Raw genomic sequence first — 18994 nt, 5'->3', positions numbered from 1 at the left:
ACCGTGGTAAAAATTTTAGGGGGCGTCGTGTTTAAACCGCTTATTGCCTCTCTCATGCTGACCAGCGCGGTCGTCTATGCGAAACCGATGCCTTTGACGGCGGCGCGCTATGCGCAGCAGCTTGGCGTTGGGATGGATGTTGACTGGGCGCGAACGGAACGGGGTATCCGCGAGTTTGATCCGCTGGTCGTGCGGGATTTTAAGGCAAAAGGGTTAACGCATGTCCGTATTCGTGTGGCAGGCGCGCCGACGGAAGCGCGCCTCATCCATTTGCGTAAGCTGGTAGAAGCCTGCGAATACTATGGCGTCATACCCATTATTGCCTATCAGGCGGATGCGTATAAAACCGATCCCAGCGCCAGCCATGAAAAGGAGCTGATCAACTGGTGGAGCGTGGTCGCGCGCTATTTTGGTCAGACATCCCCGCTTCTGGGGTTCGATCTCATTTATGAGCCTGCCGACAAACTCAATCATAATATGGCGTCGCTGAATCGCGTATATGACAAAACCATCCGCCTGATTCACGCCATTGACCCACAGCGGATGATTTTCGTTGCCCCCCGCATGCGCGCCGCGCCGGAGGATTTGTCGGCGCTTAAACTGCCGGCGCAAAGCCAGAACTATGTACTGGCGGAGTGGCACATCTTCCCGTGGGGGCCCCTGAAAAGCGGCGGTAAATATCCGTGGACGTCAGGCACGACGGCGGAAAAAGCGGCGATTCGGGCACGGATTAACGCTGCGGTTCGCTGGCAGCATAAGACCGGCCATGCAAGCTGGGTGGGAGGATGGGCGCCGGGAGAGTCGATAAAAATGACGCCGGTCGCTTCACAGTTCGCGTTTGCCCGTTTTATGGCCTGCGAGCTGAAAAAAGCGCATATCCCGTATGCGATAAACGCGGATACTCAGTTTTATGACGGCGAAGAAGGAGCGTGGCGTCCGGCGCAGGAGCCCCTGCTCAATGCGATGATCGCGCCGGAATGTGAAACGCCCGGCAAAAAGCCGGGCGAGGGGAACGTTAAACCGTCTGTCCCTGATGCGATATCCGTGACGCCAGCGGCAGCCAGCACGCCAGGATCAGCAATCCCATAAGGGTCATCAACAGTCCCAGACTGCCCTGACCGGTTTGCGGCAGCATTGCCGAAAGCCACGCCAGTACGCCGGAACCAATATTTTGCAGCCCGCCGACCAGCGCGCCAGCGGTGCCTGCGAGGAACGGAAACGGCTCCATCGCGCCGCTGGTGGCCAGTGGAAATAACATCCCGGCGCCGAAGAAAAACAGCGCAGCGGGGATGAGTAGCGTCCAGACGTTCATCACGCCAAACCAGCCGGGAATCCACATCATAAGGCCTGCCAGCAGACAGCAAATAACTGACTGCCACATCAGGGTTGAGAAGCGTTTATTTGGGCGTCCGGCAAACCAGGCGCCGAAGAACGCCGCCGGAATCGGCAGAATAAACAGAATGCTTACCACCATACTGCTGAGACCTAATACTGCCCCCATCAGCACGCCGGAACAGGCTTCAAAGACCGCAATGCCAGCCAGCCCGCCGATTAGCATCAGCAGGTAACAGTTAAATGCGCCGTTGCCAAACAGCGTTTTATAGCTGGCGATCAGCCGTGTGCGCGGCGCGCCGGCGGGGCGGGTTTCCGGCATCCAGCGCGCCATGCTGAAGGTGACGCCAGCGCAAAGCACCAGCAGGAAAGCGTAACACGCGCGCCAGTTCCATAGGGTATCCAGCAGGCCGCCAATCAGCGGCGCTAACAGCGGGCTGACCAGAATCCCCATATTTAACAGGCTATTGGCGTGACGAAGTTGCGTTCCTTCATACAGATCGCGCGGGAGCGTTCTCGCCATTACTCCGCCAACGCCGGTTCCCATCCCTTGCATGGCGCTGGCGGCAATCAACACCGTCAAACTATGCGTGGTCATGGCGAACAGGGTCGCTACCATAAAAATAGACATGCCGACGAGGATTACCGGGCGGCGCCCAACCCGGTCGGAAAGCGGGCCGTAAAACAGTTGCGAGACGCCGTAGGTCAGGAGGTAAGCAGCCATTACGCTCTGGACGGCGCCTTCCCGGACGTTTAGCGCTTGTGCCATATCGGCGATGGCGGGAATATAAATGGTTTGCGCCATCTGCCCTACGGCCACCAGTAACACCAACATCAACAACAAATTGACGTTTCTCTGCCTTTTCATTTCGCTGATTACTTTTCAAAAAAAGAAAAAATAAGAATAACTTGCTGCGCATTCCCATAAATGCGAGAGGAATCTATCACACCAGAAAAAGAAGGCCAGACAGCAACCAGCAATGGCAGACGAAGGAACGGCAGGATATGTAAACAAAAGCGGCAACAAATGTTGCCGAGAATGTGTTACGTCTGCGGCTGTCATTGGGCGATCATGACAGACGGAGTAAAATCGCCCCGAGGGCAATCCCGCCAGCCGCCACCAGACGTAGCCCGGCCACTTTCTCTTTAAGCAACAGCCAGGCTATCAGCGCGCCGAATAAAATCGACGTCTCACGCAGCGCGGCGACCACCGCCAGCGGCGCCTGGGTCATGGCCCATAGCGCCAGCCCATAAGATCCCATAGTGCCAATCCCGCCCAAAATGCCTTTTTTCCACTGTTGCGCCAGATAACGCGACGCTTCCCGCCGCCGCGCAATCATCGCCCAGGTTAACAGGCAGGCGCCGTTGAGAAAAAATGACCATAGCGTATAGCCCAGCGCCGTTTCGGAGAGTCTTACGCCGGTCCCGTCCACCAGCGTATATCCGGCAATAAAACAGGCGTTAGTTAATGCCAGCACGACACCACGTTGAGAACTGGCGCGGCCATTACAGGCCATCCCAAGTATCGCCATGCAGATCACTGCGATGCCGACCCAGGCCATCGACGACAGGCTGTCGCCAAGAAACAGAACGCTAATGAGCGCCACCAGCAGCGGCGCGGTGCCGCGCATAAGAGGATAGGTCTGGCTCATGTCCGAGACCTGATAGGTTTTCGCCACCAGGACGGTATACACCACCTGGAGCGCGGTAGAGGCCGCTAAAAAAGGGATACTGGCGTGAGCTGGCTGCGGCGAGAAGGGCAAAAGGATCAATGCCATGACCGCCGCGGAACCGCTGACGCCGATCGCGGCGTAGAGCTTATCGTTTCCCGCTTTGACAATGGCGTTCCAGCTGGCATGTAGCAGCGCGGCGAACAGCAAAATGCAGAAAACGGAAAGGGTCATAGCGTCAGGCGTCGTTGAGGGTGTCATAAAAACGTAACATACCCGGGAAGCGAAAGACCAGCGGATAAGGTGAAAGGGGAGCGGTTGCCCGCTCCCCTTCGGTGCGGCTTGAATCTGAATTACTTAAGGTATTTCAGAACAGCATCAAGCAGTTGCAGTGCTGCAACAATGAGTTTCAGGATAAGAATGGTGATATCCACTACGCTCATACGCGTCTCCTGTGGTTAAGGAGCACTGCCAGCCGACGTACCTTTCCGCTGCCTGTTGCCAGCTGTTGCGCACGCGATCCCTTTTGCGAGGAATAGTGTGCGTGTTGACATAACACAGTGTGCTCACGAGGGGGTTAAGGCGCTGACGGCACCACCCGTTTCAGCCAGGACTTCGTTGCGCCGGTTTACGATGCGGCCCCCGCATAACACATTGTGTCAAAGACATTATAGTTAAGTACTGTATAAATGAACAGTAATTTATAGACAGAACGGAGCTTCTGATCCATACTCAAATTCATCAAAATTCGCGCCGAAATTGCGCGTTCTGCACAGAACGCGTATACTTCTGCTGTTGACATAACACAGTGTGCTTCGCGGCTACCACCCGCATTACGCTGTAAGAACCTCGCTTCGGCGAGGTTTTTTGTTTTCCGGCATTGTGAAACGCGTAATCATCAATCCCGGCGATTACCGGAGGGCGCTACGCTTATTACGCCTATACTCAAAACGTGTAAATTCGTAGAAAAATGTGATCGCTGACGCATTTTTGTGCAGATGAAAATTTTTCCGTTGTCATGCTGAAAGCGCTGTGCTTGTATAAAACGTGTTAATAACAAACAGACAAGGCCCCTAATGAACCCTTCCATGCTGAACGCGACCCTACTAACAACTGCGCCATCTCGCGCAGTGGTCGTCGTGCGTGTGGTGGTGGTCGTCGGCAATGCGCCGTAGGGTCCGGAACACACACGATTCCAAAACCCCGCCGGCGCAAACCGGGCGGGGTTTTTTGTTTAAGACACCTTCCCGGAACGTCGGCTCAGAATAAAAGGAATGGAGCATGGCAAGTTCGGGCACAACATCTACACCTCAGCGCTTTACGGGCGCGGAATTTATTGTTCATTTTCTGGAGCGCCAGGGGATTCGTATCGTCACCGGCATTCCTGGTGGTTCGATCCTCCCCGTTTACGACGCGTTAAGCCAAAGCACGCAAATTCGTCATATTCTGGCGCGCCACGAACAAGGCGCGGGGTTTATTGCGCAGGGGATGGCGCGAACGGAGGGTAAACCTGCTGTTTGTATGGCCTGTAGCGGGCCGGGCGCGACCAATCTGGTCACGGCCATTGCCGATGCGCGCCTGGATTCCATTCCGTTAATCTGCATTACCGGGCAGGTTCCGGCGTCCATGATCGGTACTGACGCGTTTCAGGAAGTGGATACCTACGGTATCTCTATCCCCATCACCAAGCACAACTATCTGGTCAGAAATATCAATGAGTTGCCTCAGGTGATGAGCGATGCTTTTCGTCTGGCGCAGTCGGGGCGTCCCGGCCCGGTGTGGATAGACGTTCCTAAAGATGTGCAGACGGCGACAATTGAGCTGGATGCGTTGCCGTCGCCGGCGGAAAAATCACCCCCGCCGGAGTTTAGCGCGGAGAGTATCCGCGAGGCCGCCGCAATGATTAACGCGGCGAAGCGTCCGGTGCTGTATCTGGGCGGCGGCGTGATCAATGCGCCGACACGCGTGCGCGAACTGGCGGAAAAAGCGCAACTGCCGACGACAATGACCTTAATGGCGCTGGGAATGCTGCCTAAGGCGCATCCGCTGTCGTTAGGAATGCTGGGGATGCACGGCGCGCGCAGTACCAATTTTATTCTGCAAGAGGCCGATTTACTGATTGTCCTGGGCGCGCGTTTTGATGACCGGGCGATTGGCAAAACGGAGCAGTTTTGTCCGAACGCCAAAATCATCCATGTGGATATCGATCGCGCCGAGTTAGGCAAAATCAAGCAGCCGCATGTGGCTATTCAGGCGGATGTCGATGATGTACTGGCACAGTTAATTCCCCATATCGAGGCACAGCCGCGGGAAGCATGGCATCAGTTGGTGGCGGACTTGCAGCAAGAATTCCCTTGCAGTATTCCCCAGGAAAATAACCCGCTTAGTCACTATGGGCTGATTAATGCGGTCGCCGCCTGTGTAGACGACAACGCGATTATTACCACTGACGTAGGTCAGCATCAGATGTGGACCGCGCAGGCTTATCCACTCAACCGTCCGCGTCAGTGGCTGACTTCCGGCGGGCTGGGCACCATGGGGTTTGGTCTGCCCGCGGCGATTGGCGCGGCGCTGGCGAATCCGGGCAACAAGGTGCTGTGTTTTTCCGGTGACGGTAGTTTGATGATGAATATTCAGGAGATGGCTACCGCCAGTGAAAACCAGTTGGATGTGAAAATTATCCTGATGAATAACGACGCGCTGGGACTGGTACATCAGCAACAGAGTCTGTTCTATAAACAGGGCGTTTTTGCGGCAACCTATCCGGGAAGCATCAACTTTATGCAGATTGCCGCCGGGTTTGGTCTGGATACCTGTGATTTGAATAACGAAGCCGATCCGCAGGCGGCGTTGCAGGCTATCATTCGTCGTCCTGGACCGGCGTTGATCCATGTGCGCATTGATGCAGAAGAAAAAGTGTATCCGATGGTGCCGCCGGGCGCGGCAAATACAGAGATGGTGGGGGAATAAGCCATGCAGAAACAATCACATGATAACGTTATTCTGGAGCTGACCGTTCGCAACCACCCTGGCGTGATGACCCACGTCTGCGGGCTGTTCGCCCGACGCGCTTTCAACGTTGAGGGTATTCTCTGTTTACCGATTCAGGGCAGCGATCAGAGCCGCATCTGGCTTCTGGTCAATGACGATCAGCGGCTTGAACAGATGATCAGTCAGATCGATAAACTGGAAGACGTGGCGAAGGTGGTACGAAACCAGTCCGATCCCACCATGTTCAATAAAATTGCCGTCTTTTTTGAGTAAGTTATTCACTTTCCGAATCAGGCGTGATGACTTTGACGGAACCATTCCGACAGTGAACGGCATAATCTGTCGGTAATGGGCGATCGCTAATCAGGACATCAAAGGCAGAAAGCGGACCAATGCTGGCAGGAGCGACCTCATCAAACAGGGCGTGACGCGCCAGCAAAATTTTGCGCAGACCGCGCTCCATCGCTTTACGTTTGGCGGCAAGATCATCCGGGTTAAACCAGCTCACGCCAAAATGTTCATGTACGCCGCTGGCGGAAATAAACACTTTGCGCGGATTGAGCGAATCCAGCGCCGAAGGATTATTGGCATCATAAAAGGCATCGCTCTTGGCCCGATAGGTGCCGCCGCACAGAATCGCCGTGGCATTAGGCTTTTCATTCAGCGCGATAAATACCCGATGCGAGTAGCAAATCCCGGTAAAGGTAATATCATCCGGTATCATGCTGATAACTAATGGCATTTCCGGACCGTTATCAAAAAAAACCAGATCGTTTTCACGCACCAGTCCGGCGGCCAGGATCGCAACGGGAAGGTCGTCCCGATGATGCGTCTTTTTCGCCGGCAGCGGCATATTGGTTGAAGACGCAGGCTTATTTACCATGACGATATAGCCGCCGAGCAGCGTCAGCGGTAAAGGGTCATCATCCTGGCTGAGATCGCGGCGAATGGTCATCACCGAAACTTCCAGCATCCGCGCGGCGTCTTTCAGATGGATTCGATCGGTCTTTTTCAGTAACTCCATCAAGCGTCGGATACGTTCTTTTTGCTTGGTCTCCATTCACCCTCTCCGCAAATCATGTTGTTATGTTCCATCAGTAACATTTATGTGTTTCTGAGAACATTACAGTGTGGCACTACTATACGTCCGGCCGTCAGGAAATAAAAGTGGGTTTATTCGCGTTTTATAACAATAAATAGTTAATTTTCAGTAAATTGTAACCCTAAAAATGATTTAATGCGCGTATGTTCCGCCAGGGATTGTTCACGCAGTAAATGGCAAAATGATCCTCTAATCGCGATCATAGTCACAAATGATACAGAAGTAACATGATAATGTTATTTTAATATCATTGTCGTGTGACGATTTCTGAGAGGGAGTAAAATGGATATCGCGGTTATTGGCTCTAACATGGTGGACCTTATCACCTACACCAACCAGATGCCCAAAGAAGGGGAAACTCTGGAAGCGCCGGCGTTTAAAATCGGCTGCGGCGGAAAAGGGGCGAACCAGGCCGTGGCGGCCGCTAAGCTCAATTCAAAAGTATTGATGTTGACCAAAGTGGGCGACGATATTTTTGCCGACAACACCATTCGTAATCTCGAATCCTGGGGGATCAATACGACGTATGTAGAAAAAGTACCGTGTACCAGCAGTGGCGTAGCGCCGATTTTCGTCAACGCCAACTCCAGCAACAGCATTCTGATCATCAAAGGCGCTAACAAGTTTCTCTCGCCGGAAGATATCGATCGCGCGGCGGAAGATTTAAAAAAATGCCAGCTTATTGTTCTGCAACTGGAAGTTCAGCTGGAAACGGTTTATCACGCAATAGAATTTGGCAAGAAACACGGGATTGAAGTGTTATTAAACCCTGCGCCAGCATTACGGGAATTAGATATGTCTTATGCCTGTAAATGCGATTTCTTTGTACCCAATGAAACCGAGCTGGAAATATTAACCGGTATGCCAGTGGATACCTATGACCATATTCGCGCAGCGGCACGTTCGCTGGTGGATAAAGGGCTGAACAATATTATCGTCACCATGGGTGAGAAAGGCGCGCTGTGGATGACGCGTGACCAGGAAGTCCATGTCCCGGCGTTTAGAGTGAACGCTGTCGATACCAGCGGCGCGGGCGATGCCTTTATCGGCTGTTTCGCGCATTACTACGTCCAGAGCGGGGATGTGGAAGCCGCCATGAAAAAAGCCGTCCTCTTTGCCGCTTTCAGCGTCACCGGGAAAGGCACCCAATCCTCTTATCCAAGCATTGAGCAATTTAATGAGTATCTTTCGTTGAACGAATAACAATCACCCTGCACTGTTAAAGGTAGCACTATGAACGATAAAAACATCGTTCAGATGCCCGACGGGTATCTGAATAAGACACCTCTGTTCCAGTTTATTTTGTTATCCTGTTTATTCCCATTATGGGGATGCGCAGCCGCGTTAAATGATATTCTGATTACGCAATTTAAAAGTGTATTTTCGCTGAGCAACTTTGCTTCGGCATTAGTACAAAGCGCCTTTTATGGCGGTTATTTTTTAATTGCTATTCCGGCCTCGCTGGTCATTAAAAAAACCAGTTATAAAGTGGCGATACTTATCGGCCTGACGCTATACATTGTCGGCTGTACGCTCTTTTTCCCGGCGTCGCACATGGCGACCTACACCATGTTCCTCGCGGCGATTTTCGCCATTGCGATTGGCCTGAGTTTCCTGGAAACGGCGGCGAATACCTACAGTTCGATGATCGGGCCGAAAGCCTACGCCACGCTGCGGCTGAATATCAGCCAGACCTTTTATCCAATCGGCGCGGCGGCAGGCATTTTATTGGGTAAATATCTGGTCTTTTCCGAAGGGGAAAGCCTGGAAAAACAGATGGCGGGCATGAATGCCGAGCAAGTCCACAACTTCAAGGTGCTGATGCTGGAAAACACTCTGGAACCCTATAAGTACATGATTATGGTTCTGGTAGTGGTGATGGTACTGTTCCTGCTGACGCGTTTCCCGACCTGTAAAGTCGCGCAAACCGCGAGTCATAAACGTCCCTCGGCGCTGGATACGTTACGCTATCTCGCCAGCAACGCCCGTTTCCGTCGCGGTATTGTGGCGCAGTTCCTGTATGTGGGAATGCAGGTGGCGGTCTGGTCGTTCACTATCCGTCTGGCGCTGGAGTTAGGCGATATCAATGAGCGCGATGCCTCAACCTTTATGGTCTACAGCTTCGCCTGCTTTTTTATCGGCAAGTTTATCGCCAACATTCTGATGACACGCTTTAACCCGGAAAAAGTCCTGATCCTTTACTCTGTGATCGGCGCGCTGTTCCTTGCCTATGTGGCGCTGGCGCCCAGCTTTAGCGCGGTATACGTGGCGGTGCTGGTCAGTGTTCTGTTTGGCCCCTGCTGGGCGACCATTTATGCCGGAACGCTCGATACCGTCGATAACGAGCATACCGAAATGGCGGGGGCGGTCATCGTGATGGCGATTGTCGGCGCGGCGGTGGTTCCCGCGATTCAGGGCTACGTGGCGGACATGTTCCACTCGCTACAGCTCTCATTCCTGGTTTCCATGCTGTGCTTTGTTTACGTTGGCGTTTACTTCTGGCGCGAAAGCAAAGTGCGCGGCAACCTGGCTGAAGTCGCCGCGTCCTGAGGAGATCAACCATGACAACACGTATTACATTATGGCGGGAGCTTTTTAGCGAGCAGCCGCGTATCTTGCTGGAAAATGATGATTTTACGGTTACGGCGTTTCGTTACGCCAGCGGCGTGGAAGGACTGAAAATACAAAACAGCCGCGGTCATCTGGTGATTCTGCCCTGGATGGGGCAGATGATTTGGGACGCGCAGTTTGACGGTCATGATCTGACTATGCGCAACATGTTCCGCCAGCCGAAGCCGGCTGCGGAAGTGGTGGCAACGTATGGTTGCTTTGCTTTCCATTCCGGACTATTGGCGAATGGCTGCCCGTCGCCGGAAGATACACATCCGCTGCACGGCGAGATGCCCTGCGCTGCCATGGACGACGCCTGGCTGGAGTTAGAGGGCGACAGTCTGCGCGTGACCGGGCGCTACGAGTATGTGATGGGGTTCGGTCATCATTATCAGGCGCAACCTGCGGTGGTAATGCGTAAAGCAAGCGCGCTGTTTGATATTCAGATGACCGTGACTAACCTGGCTTCAGTCGCCATGCCGCTACAGTACATGTGCCACATGAACTATGCCTATGTGCCGAACGCCACGTTCCGCCAGAATATCCCGGATACCGCGCTGAAGCTACGCGAGTCGGTGCCGGCGCATGTCAAACCCACGGCGCAGTGGCTGGCGTTTAATCAACGACTTTTGCAGGGTGAAGCCTCGCTGGCAACGCTCAACGCGCCTGGCTTTTACGACCCGGAAATCGTGTTCTTCGCCGATGAACTGGACAGGTACACGGATACCCCGGAATTCAGTATGATCGCCCCGGATGGCACCACGTTCGTGACACGTTTCGCCAGCGCGGAGCTAAATTACGTGACCCGCTGGATTCTTTATAACGGCGATCAGCAGGTTGCCGCCTTTGCCCTGCCCGCGACCTGTCGGCCTGAAGGTTTTCTCGCGGCGCAGCGAAATGGAACCTTGCTTCAACTGGAACCGCAGCAAACCCGGACGTTCACCGTCACGACAGGCATTGTCTGACAGCTCAAGGCTTGAACAGCTGCGCGCTTATCGTTAAGGTAAGTGCTTTTGCCGGATGGCGGCATTAATGCCTTATCCGGCCTACAACGGCACCTGCCCGTAGGCCTGATAAGCGCAGCGCCATCAGGCATGCCTTAGCGCCAGGATGAACCCATGATTACCGTTGCCCTTATCGACGACCACCTTATCGTCCGCTCCGGCTTTGCACAGCTACTGGGGCTGGAACCTGATTTGCAGGTGGTCGCCGAATTTGGTTCCGGGCGCGAAGCGTTGGCAGGCTTGCCGGGGCGCGGCGTACAGGTGTGTATCTGCGATATCTCAATGCCGGATATTTCCGGACTGGAGCTGCTAAGCCAACTGCCAAAAGGGATGGCGACGATCATGCTCTCGGTTCACGATAGCCCGGCGCTGGTGGAACAGGCGTTGAACGCCGGCGCGCGCGGTTTTCTCTCTAAACGCTGTAGTCCGGATGAACTGATCGCCGCGGTGCATACGGTGGCGACGGGCGGCTGCTATTTGACCCCCGATATTGCCGTGAAACTGGCGGCGGGTCGGCAAGATCCGCTGACCAAACGCGAGCGTCAAGTGGCGGAAAAACTCGCCCAGGGTATGGCGGTAAAAGAGATTGCCGCCGAGCTGGGGCTGTCGCCAAAAACGGTGCATGTCCATCGCGCGAATCTGCTGGAAAAATTAGGCGTCAGCAATGACGTTGAACTGGCGCATCGCATGTTTGACGGTTGGTAATGAACACCTTTTTTTCCCGTTTAATCACCGTTGTTGCCTGCTTTTTTATCTTCTCCGCCGCGTGGTTCTGCCTGTGGAGTATCAGCCTGCATCTGGTAGAGCGCCCGGAGCTGGCGGCGCTGCTCTTTCCCTTCGGCCTGCGCCTGGGGCTTATGCTGCAATGTCCGCGCGGATACTGGCCAGTATTGCTGGGCGCGGAGTGGCTGCTGGTGTACTGGTTAGCGCAGGAGGTTGCGCTGGCCCATCTGCCGCTTTTGATGATCGGTAGTGTGTTGACGCTACTGCCCGTGGCGCTGACTTCGCGTTACCGCCATCAGCGCGACTGGCGCACGTTATTGCTTCAGGGCGCGGCCCTCACCGCCGCGGCGCTACTGCAATCTCTGCCCTGGCTGGGGCAGGGGGAAGCGGCATGGAACGCGCTACTGCTGACCCTCACGGGTGGTCTGACGCTGGCCCCCATCTGCCTGGTTTTCTGGCACTATCTCACCAGCACTACCTGGCTGCCGCTGGGACCATCGCTGGTATCGCAGCCGGTAAACTGGCGCGGGCGGCATCTGATCTGGTATCTGCTGCTGTTTATCGTCAGTCTGTGGCTGCAACTGGGTTTACCTGCTGAACTTTCGCGCTTCACGCCGTTCTGCCTGGCGTTGCCGATTATCGCGCTCGCCTGGCATTATGGCTGGCAGGGCGCGCTCATTGCCACACTGATGAATGCTATCGCGCTGATCGCCAGCCAGACCTGGCACGATCATCCCGTCGATTTATTGCTTTCGCTATTGGCGCAAAGCCTGACCGGGCTACTGCTTGGCGCGGGCATTCAGCGCCTGCGCGAGCTGAACCAGTCGTTGCAAAAGGAGCTGGCGCGCAACCATCGGCTGGCGGAGCGTCTTCTGGAGACCGAAGAGAGCGTGCGGCGCGATGTTGCGCGTGAGCTGCACGATGACATCGGGCAGACCATCACCGCGATTCGAACCCAGGCGGGCATTGTGCAACGACTGGCGGCGGATAACGGCGGCGTGAAGCAGAGCGGGCAACTTATCGAGCAGCTTTCGCTGGGCGTGTATGACGCCGTGCGTCGCCTGCTGGGGCGCTTGCGCCCGCGCCAGTTAGACGACTTAACGCTGGCGCAGGCCATCCGTTCGCTGCTACGCGAAATGGAGCTGGAAAGCCGCGGTATTGTCAGCCACCTCGACTGGCGAATTGACGAAACGGCGCTGAGTGAAAGTCAGCGCGTGACGCTGTTTCGCGTCTGTCAGGAAGGGCTGAATAACATCGTAAAACATGCCAATGCCAGCGCGGTGACGCTCCAGGGCTGGCAGCAGGATGAGCGGCTGATGCTGGTGATTGAGGATGACGGCAGCGGCCTGCCGCCGGGCTCTCACCAGCAGGGCTTCGGCCTGACCGGAATGCGCGAACGCGTGTCGGCGCTCGGCGGGACGCTAACCATCTCTTGTACCCACGGTACGCGGGTGAGCGTCTCGTTGCCCCAGCGTTACGTTTAAGGAAGGATAATGCTTTCGTTTTTAAAAGCCCCGGCCAACGCGCCGCTCATCACCGATAAGCACGAGGTTGACGCCCGCTATCGCTACTGGCGGCGGCATATCCTGATCACCATTTGGTTGGGTTACGCGCTGTTCTATTTCACCCGTAAAAGCTTTAACGCCGCCGCGCCGGAAATCCTTGCCAGCGGCATTCTGACCCGCAGCGATATCGGCCTGCTGGCGACGCTGTTTTACATCACCTACGGGGTGTCGAAATTTGTCTCCGGCATCGTTAGCGATCGCTCTAACGCTCGCTATTTTATGGGCATCGGGCTGATTGCGACCGGCGTAGTGAATATTCTGTTCGGCTTCTCGACCTCGCTGTGGGCCTTTGCTCTGCTATGGGCGCTGAACGCCTTTTTCCAGGGGTTTGGATCGCCGGTTTGCGCCCGTTTGCTGACTGCCTGGTACTCGCGTACCGAGCGCGGCGGCTGGTGGGCGTTATGGAACACCGCGCACAATGTCGGCGGGGCGCTGATCCCTCTCGTTATGGCCGCTGTCGCCCTGCATTATGGCTGGCGCGTCGGGATGATGGTGGCCGGATTGCTTGCCATCGGGGTGGGCATGGTCCTCTGCTGGCGGCTGCGCGACCGTCCGCAGGCGATTGGTTTACCGCCGGTAGGCGACTGGCGGCACGATGTGCTGGAGGTCGCACAACAGCAAGAGGGCGCGGGGCTAAGTCGCAAAGAAATCCTCGCTAAATATGTGCTGTTGAATCCCTATATCTGGCTGCTTTCGCTATGTTATGTCTTAGTGTACGTGGTGCGCGCGGCGATCAACGACTGGGGCAACCTGTATATGTCCGAGACGCTGGGCGTAGATTTGGTCACGGCCAACACGGCAGTATCGATGTTTGAGCTGGGTGGATTTATCGGCGCGCTGGTGGCGGGCTGGGGCTCGGACAAACTCTTCAACGGCAACCGCGGACCGATGAATTTAATCTTCGCCGCCGGGATTTTGCTCTCTGTGGGTTCGCTGTGGCTGATGCCGTTCGCCAGCTACGTGATGCAGGCGGCCTGTTTCTTCACCACCGGTTTCTTTGTCTTCGGCCCGCAGATGCTCATTGGCATGGCGGCGGCGGAGTGCTCGCATAAAGAGGCGGCGGGCGCGGCCACCGGCTTTGTCGGCCTGTTCGCCTATCTCGGCGCGTCGCTTTCCGGCTGGCCGTTAGCGAAAGTGCTGGAGATCTGGCACTGGACCGGTTTTTTTGCGGTCATCGCCATCGCGGCGGGGATCTCTGCGCTATTGCTGCTGCCATTTCTGAACGCTCAGGCCCCGCGCGAGACCAGCGAAGCGTGATGCACCTCACCTTTTTGCGCTGAATGGGGCAAAACTAAGAAATTTTCCCGGTTTTGCCTGGACGCTGTCGCAGGCCACTTTTCCTGTGGATTTTTACAATGCCTGCCATTCGCAGGTATAAAAATTAGCTCAGGAGTAATCCATGCTGGCCTTCTTAAACCAGGTGCGCAAGCCGACCCTGGATCTGCCGCTCGATGTGCGGCGTAAAATGTGGTTCAAGCCGTTCATGCAGTCCTATCTGGTGGTTTTTATAGGCTACCTGACCATGTACCTGATCCGCAAAAACTTTAACATCGCGCAGAACGACATGATCTCTACCTACGGGTTGAGCATGACCGAGCTGGGGATGATTGGCCTGGGCTTCTCGATCACCTATGGCGTGGGGAAAACGCTGGTTTCCTACTACGCTGACGGTAAAAATACCAAGCAGTTTCTACCGTTTATGTTGATCCTCTCCGCTATCTGTATGCTCGGCTTCAGCGCCAGCATGGGCGCGGGGTCAACCAGTCTGTTTCTGATGATCGCTTTCTATGCCCTGAGCGGTTTCTTCCAGAGTACCGGCGGATCGTGCAGCTACTCGACCATCACCAAATGGACTCCGCGTCGTAAACGCGGCACCTTTCTCGGCTTCTGGAATATCTCCCACAACCTCGGCGGCGCGGGCGCGGCAGGCGTGGCGCTGTTCGGCGCCAACTACCTGTTCGACGGTCACGTCATCGGCATGTTTATCTTCCCGTCGATTATCGCGCTGATTGTTGGCTTTATCGGTCTGCGTTTTGGCAGCGACTCCCCAGAGTCTTACGGTCTGGGTAAAGCTGAAGAACTGTTCGGCGAAGAGATCAGCGAAGAGGATAAAGAGACTGAAGAAAACGAAATGACCAAGTGGCAGATCTTTGTTGAATATGTGTTGAAAAACAAAGTGATCTGGCTGCTGTGCTTCTCCAATATCTTCCTGTATGTGGTACGTATTGGTATCGACCAGTGGTCAACCGTCTACGCCTTCCAGGAACTGAAACTTTCTAAAGAGGTGGCGATTCAGGGCTTTACCTTGTTTGAAGTGGGCGCGCTGGTCGGCACGTTGCTGTGGGGCTGGCTCTCTGACCTGGCGAACGGTCGTCGTGCGCTGGTAGCCTGTGTGGCGCTGGCGTTAATCATCGCCACCCTCGGCGTCTACCAGCACGCCAGCAACCAGTATGTCTATCTGGCCTCGCTGTTCGCGCTCGGTTTCCTGGTGTTTGGGCCGCAACTGTTAATTGGCGTGGCGGCAGTCGGTTTCGTACCGAAAAAAGCCATCGGCGCTGCGGACGGTATCAAGGGCACCTTCGCTTATCTTATCGGCGATAGCTTTGCCAAGCTGGGTCTGGGCATGATTGCCGACGGCACCCCCGTTTTTGGTCTGACCGGCTGGGCGGGCACCTTCGCCGCGCTGGACGCCGCCGCGATCGGCTGTATCTGCCTGATGGCGATAGTCGCCGTGATGGAAGAGCGCAAAATCCGCCGTGAGAAAAAAATTCAGCAAGTCAATATCGCTTAAATGTGTGCATTTGGTAACGTTTTGCCCGGCTTAACGCCGGGCTTTTTTATGCCTTGCGTTCGTCAGACAGGACATCCGGCGTCTGGCGTAAATGAAGACAGGCGTTAATAAATCACATCCTGACAGGCCAGAACGTCGACAGTTATAAATTTACCGTTATGATGGGCATCCTGTTTGGTGACGGATGTGCGCATGATTTGGTTGATTCTGGCCACGTTTGTGGTGGTGTTTATTGTGGGTTTTCGGGTGCTGACATCGGATACCCGCCAGGCGATTCGCCGCCTGAGCGAACGGCTGAATATTGATGTAGTGCCGATAGAATCGATGATTGATCAGATGGGTAAAACAGCGGGCGGTGAATTTTTACAGTATCTGCATCGCCCTTATGAGTCGCATTTGCAAAATGCCGCTCAGGTGTTACTGATCTGGCAAATGGTGATTGTCGATGGCGGCGATCAGAATTTGCAGCGGTGGCATCGGTTGCTGCAAAAAGCGCGTTTAGCCGCGCCGATCACCGATACACAGGTACGGCTGGCGCTGGGCTTTTTGCGCGAAATGGAACCCGATATGCAGGAGATCAACGCGTTTCAACTGCGCTATAACGCCTTTTTTCAGCCGGAAGAGGGTGTCCACTGGCTGCATTGATACTCTTCACTATCTCGTTAACAAAAGACGAGATGAATGAGGCTGGCAAGGGCGGAGAGCCACGATTAACGGCCAGATGGCGCGATTCATCGTTAGCCAAATAAAGCGTAGCCGCCATCGTATTTGCTAAGGGTGAACCACAGAAGTAACGCACCGAATAATCGCTGACGACGCCAAAACATCAGAGACTTATAGCTCATCATTTCCGTGACATATATCACGGAAATGTGATCTTGTTTTGAACACTAAAACTGTGACTCCTTGCCATACCTCCTGTCTCAAAATTTCTTATCATAAACTCGAAGTTGTACATGATTGTCTATAGACAACTCTAAATGTTTAGGCGCGCACCATGAAAACATTGTAGTGGCACACTGAATTTGCCCAGCCCCAGACATCCGACTTAGCCTTAACAGACCATCGGTAAAACCCTCATACCAGCACCTTTAGCCCGTGTTTTTGGACAACATTAAGTAGTTTCAGTGACATCCCGCTGGGACGCTTGGCGCCGCTTTCCCACTTTTGAACCGTTGATACGCTGGTATTCAGGTACCGAGCGAAAACCGACTGGCTAACGTTGAGTTCTTCTCGTAACGCTTTTATTTCAAGTGGCTGCAGGTCTTTGATGCTGCTTAAGCAGGCCGTGTCAAAACTGCGCATTGTCTCCTGGGGAATGGCATCCACGCTAAATAATCCAGATGCCGCGCTATGAATCGCTTCAAAGGCAGGGCTTTTGAATTTAGTTTTTGCTGACATGGCGCACCTCTACCAGTTCTTTGTTATTAATGAGTGCCGTTATCCGATCTTCGGTCAGGCAAGCATAGTGTTTTGCTAACTCACGGAAACCCGCGAGTTCGCGATAGCTAATGTTGGCCATATCCTGTTTGGCATACAGGAAGGTGTAAAACCAATGTTCGCCTCCCTTTGCCAACACGATTGCGCGATCGCGGTTTTGATTGAGACGTTTTTTATAAACTCCGCCGCCAAGATTATCTGCTTTTCCTTGCAGTACGGCGTTGATGGCCTCGCTTAACTCGTCGTCTTTTATCGTGTGGGACTTCGCTTCTCTGTTAAACCACCTGGTTTTGAAGATTCGCATCAGGTTGACATCCTGTAATCTAAAGTATAGCACCAGGTGATACACTATGTCTTACCTTTTGGTTTTACACGCAGCGAGAGAAGATAATTCTCAACGCTCGACCAGCCTCGCAAAATGCAGCGCAACAATGTCAGTTGCTAAAACGTTAATCAGATCACATTTTGTAATGTTACACTGCGTGGATTTTCCGCACTAAAACGACGCAGGTGACCACAATGAATGAAAATATCGCAGAAAAATTCCGCGCTGATGGGGTTGCCAGGCCTAACTGGTCAGCCGTTTTTGCCGTGGCGTTTTGTGTCGCCTGCCTGATTACCGTTGAGTTTTTGCCCGTTAGTCTGTTGACGCCGATGGCGCAGGATCTGGGGATCTCCGAGGGCGTCGCCGGTCAGTCGGTCACCGTTACGGCGTTTGTCGCGATGTTTTCCAGCCTGTTCATTACCCAGCTTATTCAGGCGACCGACAGGCGTTATATCGTTATTCTGTTCGCCGTTTTGCTGACGGCTTCTTGTCTGATGGTCTCCTTTGCCAACAGCTTTACGCTGCTATTGCTGGGCCGCGCCTGTCTTGGGTTGGCGCTGGGCGGATTCTGGGCGATGTCGGCGTCGCTGACCATGCGACTGGTTCCCGCGCGTACCGTGCCGAAAGCGCTGTCGGTGATTTTTGGCGCGGTTTCCATCGCGTTAGTGATCGCCGCGCCGCTGGGCAGTTTTTTGGGCGGTATTATTGGCTGGCGTAATGTCTTTAACGCCGCTGCGGTGATGGGCGTACTGTGCGTCATCTGGGTGGTGAAATCACTGCCGTCGCTGCCGGGCGAACCTTCTCACCAGAAACAGAATATGTTTAGCCTGTTGCAACGCCCTGGCGTGATGGCCGGGATGATCGCCATCTTTATGTCTTTTGCCGGGCAGTTTGCTTTCTTTACCTATATTCGCCCGGTCTATATGAATCTGGCGGGCTTTGACGTTGATGGTCTGACGCTGGTGTTGCTAAGTTTTGGTATTGCCAGCTTCGTTGGCACTTCTTTCTCCTCCTACGTACTGAAACGTTCGGTAAAACTGGCGCTGGCCGGTGCGCCGCTGCTACTGGCGCTGAGCGCGCTGACGCTCATTGTGTGGGGAAGCGACAAAACCGTGGCGGCGGCAATAGCGATTGTCTGGGGACTGGCGTTTGCGCTGGTGCCGGTGGGATGGTCAACGTGGATCACTCGTTCCCTTGCCGATCAGGCGGAAAAAGCCGGTTCCATCCAGGTCGCGGTGATTCAACTGGCAAATACCTGTGGCGCGGCGGTGGGCGGTTATGCGCTCGACAATTTCGGGCTGCTTTCGCCGCTGGCGCTTTCCGGCGGACTGATGCTGTTGACGGCGTTAGTCGTGGCGGCGAAAGTCCGTATTACGCCAATGAGTTGATATTGCTACCATTTTTAGGCCGGATACGACGTTAGTCGTTATCCGGCAATAAT

19 protein-coding genes and 1 pseudogene are annotated in these 18994 nt (G+C 54.5%); 13 read left to right on the top strand and 7 right to left on the bottom strand.

The features are described 5' to 3' along the window. Positions 1-3: 3 nt before the first annotated feature. Entirely contained in the window at positions 4-1089 is a 1086-nt protein-coding gene (locus tag ACLJQJ_RS19835; protein ID WP_063809625.1) for a cellulase family glycosylhydrolase, read from the top strand. Here ACLJQJ_RS19835 and emrD read toward each other — a convergent pair. The 4 genes and pseudogenes from emrD to ACLJQJ_RS19815 all read right to left on the bottom strand — a co-directional run bounded on the left by emrD (position 1016) and on the right by ACLJQJ_RS19815 (position 3556). Continuing rightward, a complete protein-coding gene (gene emrD, locus ACLJQJ_RS19830) occupies positions 1016-2200 on the bottom strand; it encodes a multidrug efflux MFS transporter EmrD (protein WP_000828737.1) in 1185 nt (394 codons plus the stop codon). The genes ACLJQJ_RS19835 and emrD overlap by 74 nt on opposite strands. Positions 2201-2402: 202 nt before the next feature. After that, positions 2403-3263: a DMT family transporter gene (locus tag ACLJQJ_RS19825; protein ID WP_020437762.1), complete on the bottom strand. Its 861-nt coding sequence runs from the start codon at positions 3261-3263 to the stop codon at positions 2403-2405. Between the two features lie 92 nt (positions 3264-3355). Further along, on the bottom strand, positions 3356-3445 hold the full coding sequence (tisB, locus tag ACLJQJ_RS19820) for a type I toxin-antitoxin system toxin TisB (protein ID WP_000117642.1): 90 nt from the start codon (positions 3443-3445) through the stop codon (positions 3356-3358). Further along, a pseudogene (locus tag ACLJQJ_RS19815) lies at positions 3442-3556 on the bottom strand (hypothetical protein). The gene tisB and the pseudogene ACLJQJ_RS19815 overlap by 4 nt, the downstream one beginning before the upstream one ends. 522 nt (positions 3557-4078) lie before the next feature. On the opposite strand from ACLJQJ_RS19815, the gene ivbL reads away from it, so the two are divergent. From ivbL to ilvN, 3 genes are all read left to right on the top strand, one after another. Beyond that, on the top strand, positions 4079-4177 hold the full coding sequence (gene ivbL, locus ACLJQJ_RS19810) for an ilvB operon leader peptide IvbL (protein ID WP_001541152.1): 99 nt from the start codon (positions 4079-4081) through the stop codon (positions 4175-4177). A 106-nt stretch (positions 4178-4283) separates the two neighbouring features. Continuing rightward, positions 4284-5972, top strand: a complete 1689-nt coding sequence (gene ilvB / locus ACLJQJ_RS19805; RefSeq protein WP_000168439.1) for an acetolactate synthase large subunit — start codon at positions 4284-4286, stop codon at positions 5970-5972. A gap of 3 nt (positions 5973-5975) precedes the next feature. Continuing rightward, complete coding sequence (ilvN, locus tag ACLJQJ_RS19800) at positions 5976-6266, top strand: acetolactate synthase small subunit (protein WP_001171826.1); 291 nt, start codon at positions 5976-5978, stop codon at positions 6264-6266. Position 6267: 1 nt separating this feature from the next. Here the strand turns inward: ilvN and ACLJQJ_RS19795 are convergent, their stop codons facing one another. Then, positions 6268-7053: a DeoR family transcriptional regulator gene (locus tag ACLJQJ_RS19795; RefSeq protein WP_000448638.1), complete on the bottom strand. Its 786-nt coding sequence runs from the start codon at positions 7051-7053 to the stop codon at positions 6268-6270. 324 nt (positions 7054-7377) lie between these two features. Between ACLJQJ_RS19795 and rbsK the strand changes: the two genes are divergently transcribed. The 8 genes from rbsK to ACLJQJ_RS19755 all read left to right on the top strand — a co-directional run bounded on the left by rbsK (position 7378) and on the right by ACLJQJ_RS19755 (position 16433). Next, positions 7378-8298: a ribokinase gene (gene rbsK, locus ACLJQJ_RS19790; protein ID WP_000350272.1), complete on the top strand. Its 921-nt coding sequence runs from the start codon at positions 7378-7380 to the stop codon at positions 8296-8298. Between the two features lie 30 nt (positions 8299-8328). Further along, complete coding sequence (fucP, locus tag ACLJQJ_RS19785; RefSeq protein ID WP_000998359.1) at positions 8329-9645, top strand: L-fucose:H+ symporter permease; 1317 nt, start codon at positions 8329-8331, stop codon at positions 9643-9645. 11 nt (positions 9646-9656) lie between these two features. After that, a complete protein-coding gene (locus ACLJQJ_RS19780) occupies positions 9657-10670 on the top strand; it encodes an aldose 1-epimerase family protein (protein ID WP_000213203.1) in 1014 nt (337 codons plus the stop codon). A 153-nt stretch (positions 10671-10823) separates the two neighbouring features. Further along, entirely contained in the window at positions 10824-11414 is a 591-nt protein-coding gene (gene uhpA / locus ACLJQJ_RS19775) for a transcriptional regulator UhpA (protein ID WP_000633672.1), read from the top strand. Continuing rightward, the gene (gene uhpB / locus ACLJQJ_RS19770; protein ID WP_001091262.1) at positions 11414-12916 is read left to right on the top strand and encodes a signal transduction histidine-protein kinase/phosphatase UhpB; all 1503 of its coding nucleotides are present in this window, start codon (positions 11414-11416) and stop codon (positions 12914-12916) included. Before uhpA ends, uhpB begins: the two co-directional genes overlap by 1 nt. A 9-nt stretch (positions 12917-12925) precedes the next feature. Further along, positions 12926-14254 (top strand): MFS transporter, encoded by a 1329-nt coding sequence (locus ACLJQJ_RS19765; RefSeq protein WP_063809626.1) that lies wholly within the window; start codon positions 12926-12928, stop codon positions 14252-14254. A 142-nt stretch (positions 14255-14396) separates the two neighbouring features. Beyond that, entirely contained in the window at positions 14397-15788 is a 1392-nt protein-coding gene (gene uhpT / locus ACLJQJ_RS19760; protein WP_063809627.1) for a hexose-6-phosphate:phosphate antiporter, read from the top strand. Between the two features lie 192 nt (positions 15789-15980). Further along, complete coding sequence (locus tag ACLJQJ_RS19755; protein ID WP_063809628.1) at positions 15981-16433, top strand: DUF1198 domain-containing protein; 453 nt, start codon at positions 15981-15983, stop codon at positions 16431-16433. A 432-nt stretch (positions 16434-16865) separates the two neighbouring features. Here the strand turns inward: ACLJQJ_RS19755 and ACLJQJ_RS19750 are convergent, their stop codons facing one another. Beyond that, entirely contained in the window at positions 16866-17189 is a 324-nt protein-coding gene (locus ACLJQJ_RS19750) for a helix-turn-helix domain-containing protein (RefSeq protein WP_001274842.1), read from the bottom strand. After that, the gene (locus ACLJQJ_RS19745) at positions 17173-17532 is read right to left on the bottom strand and encodes a type II toxin-antitoxin system RelE/ParE family toxin (RefSeq protein WP_063809629.1); all 360 of its coding nucleotides are present in this window, start codon (positions 17530-17532) and stop codon (positions 17173-17175) included. Before ACLJQJ_RS19745 ends, ACLJQJ_RS19750 begins: the two co-directional genes overlap by 17 nt. A gap of 215 nt (positions 17533-17747) precedes the next feature. On the opposite strand from ACLJQJ_RS19745, the gene nepI reads away from it, so the two are divergent. After that, the gene (gene nepI / locus ACLJQJ_RS19740) at positions 17748-18941 is read left to right on the top strand and encodes a purine ribonucleoside efflux pump NepI (protein WP_063809630.1); all 1194 of its coding nucleotides are present in this window, start codon (positions 17748-17750) and stop codon (positions 18939-18941) included. The last annotated feature ends 53 nt before the right edge of the window (positions 18942-18994 follow it).

The sequence above is a fragment of the Salmonella sp. SAL04202 genome, from assembly GCF_046550775.1.
GTDB classification, from domain to species: Bacteria; Pseudomonadota; Gammaproteobacteria; order Enterobacterales; family Enterobacteriaceae; genus Salmonella; species Salmonella enterica.
The sequence above is the reverse complement of the archived record's forward strand: the minus strand, read 5'-3'. Positions and strand labels throughout refer to the sequence as shown.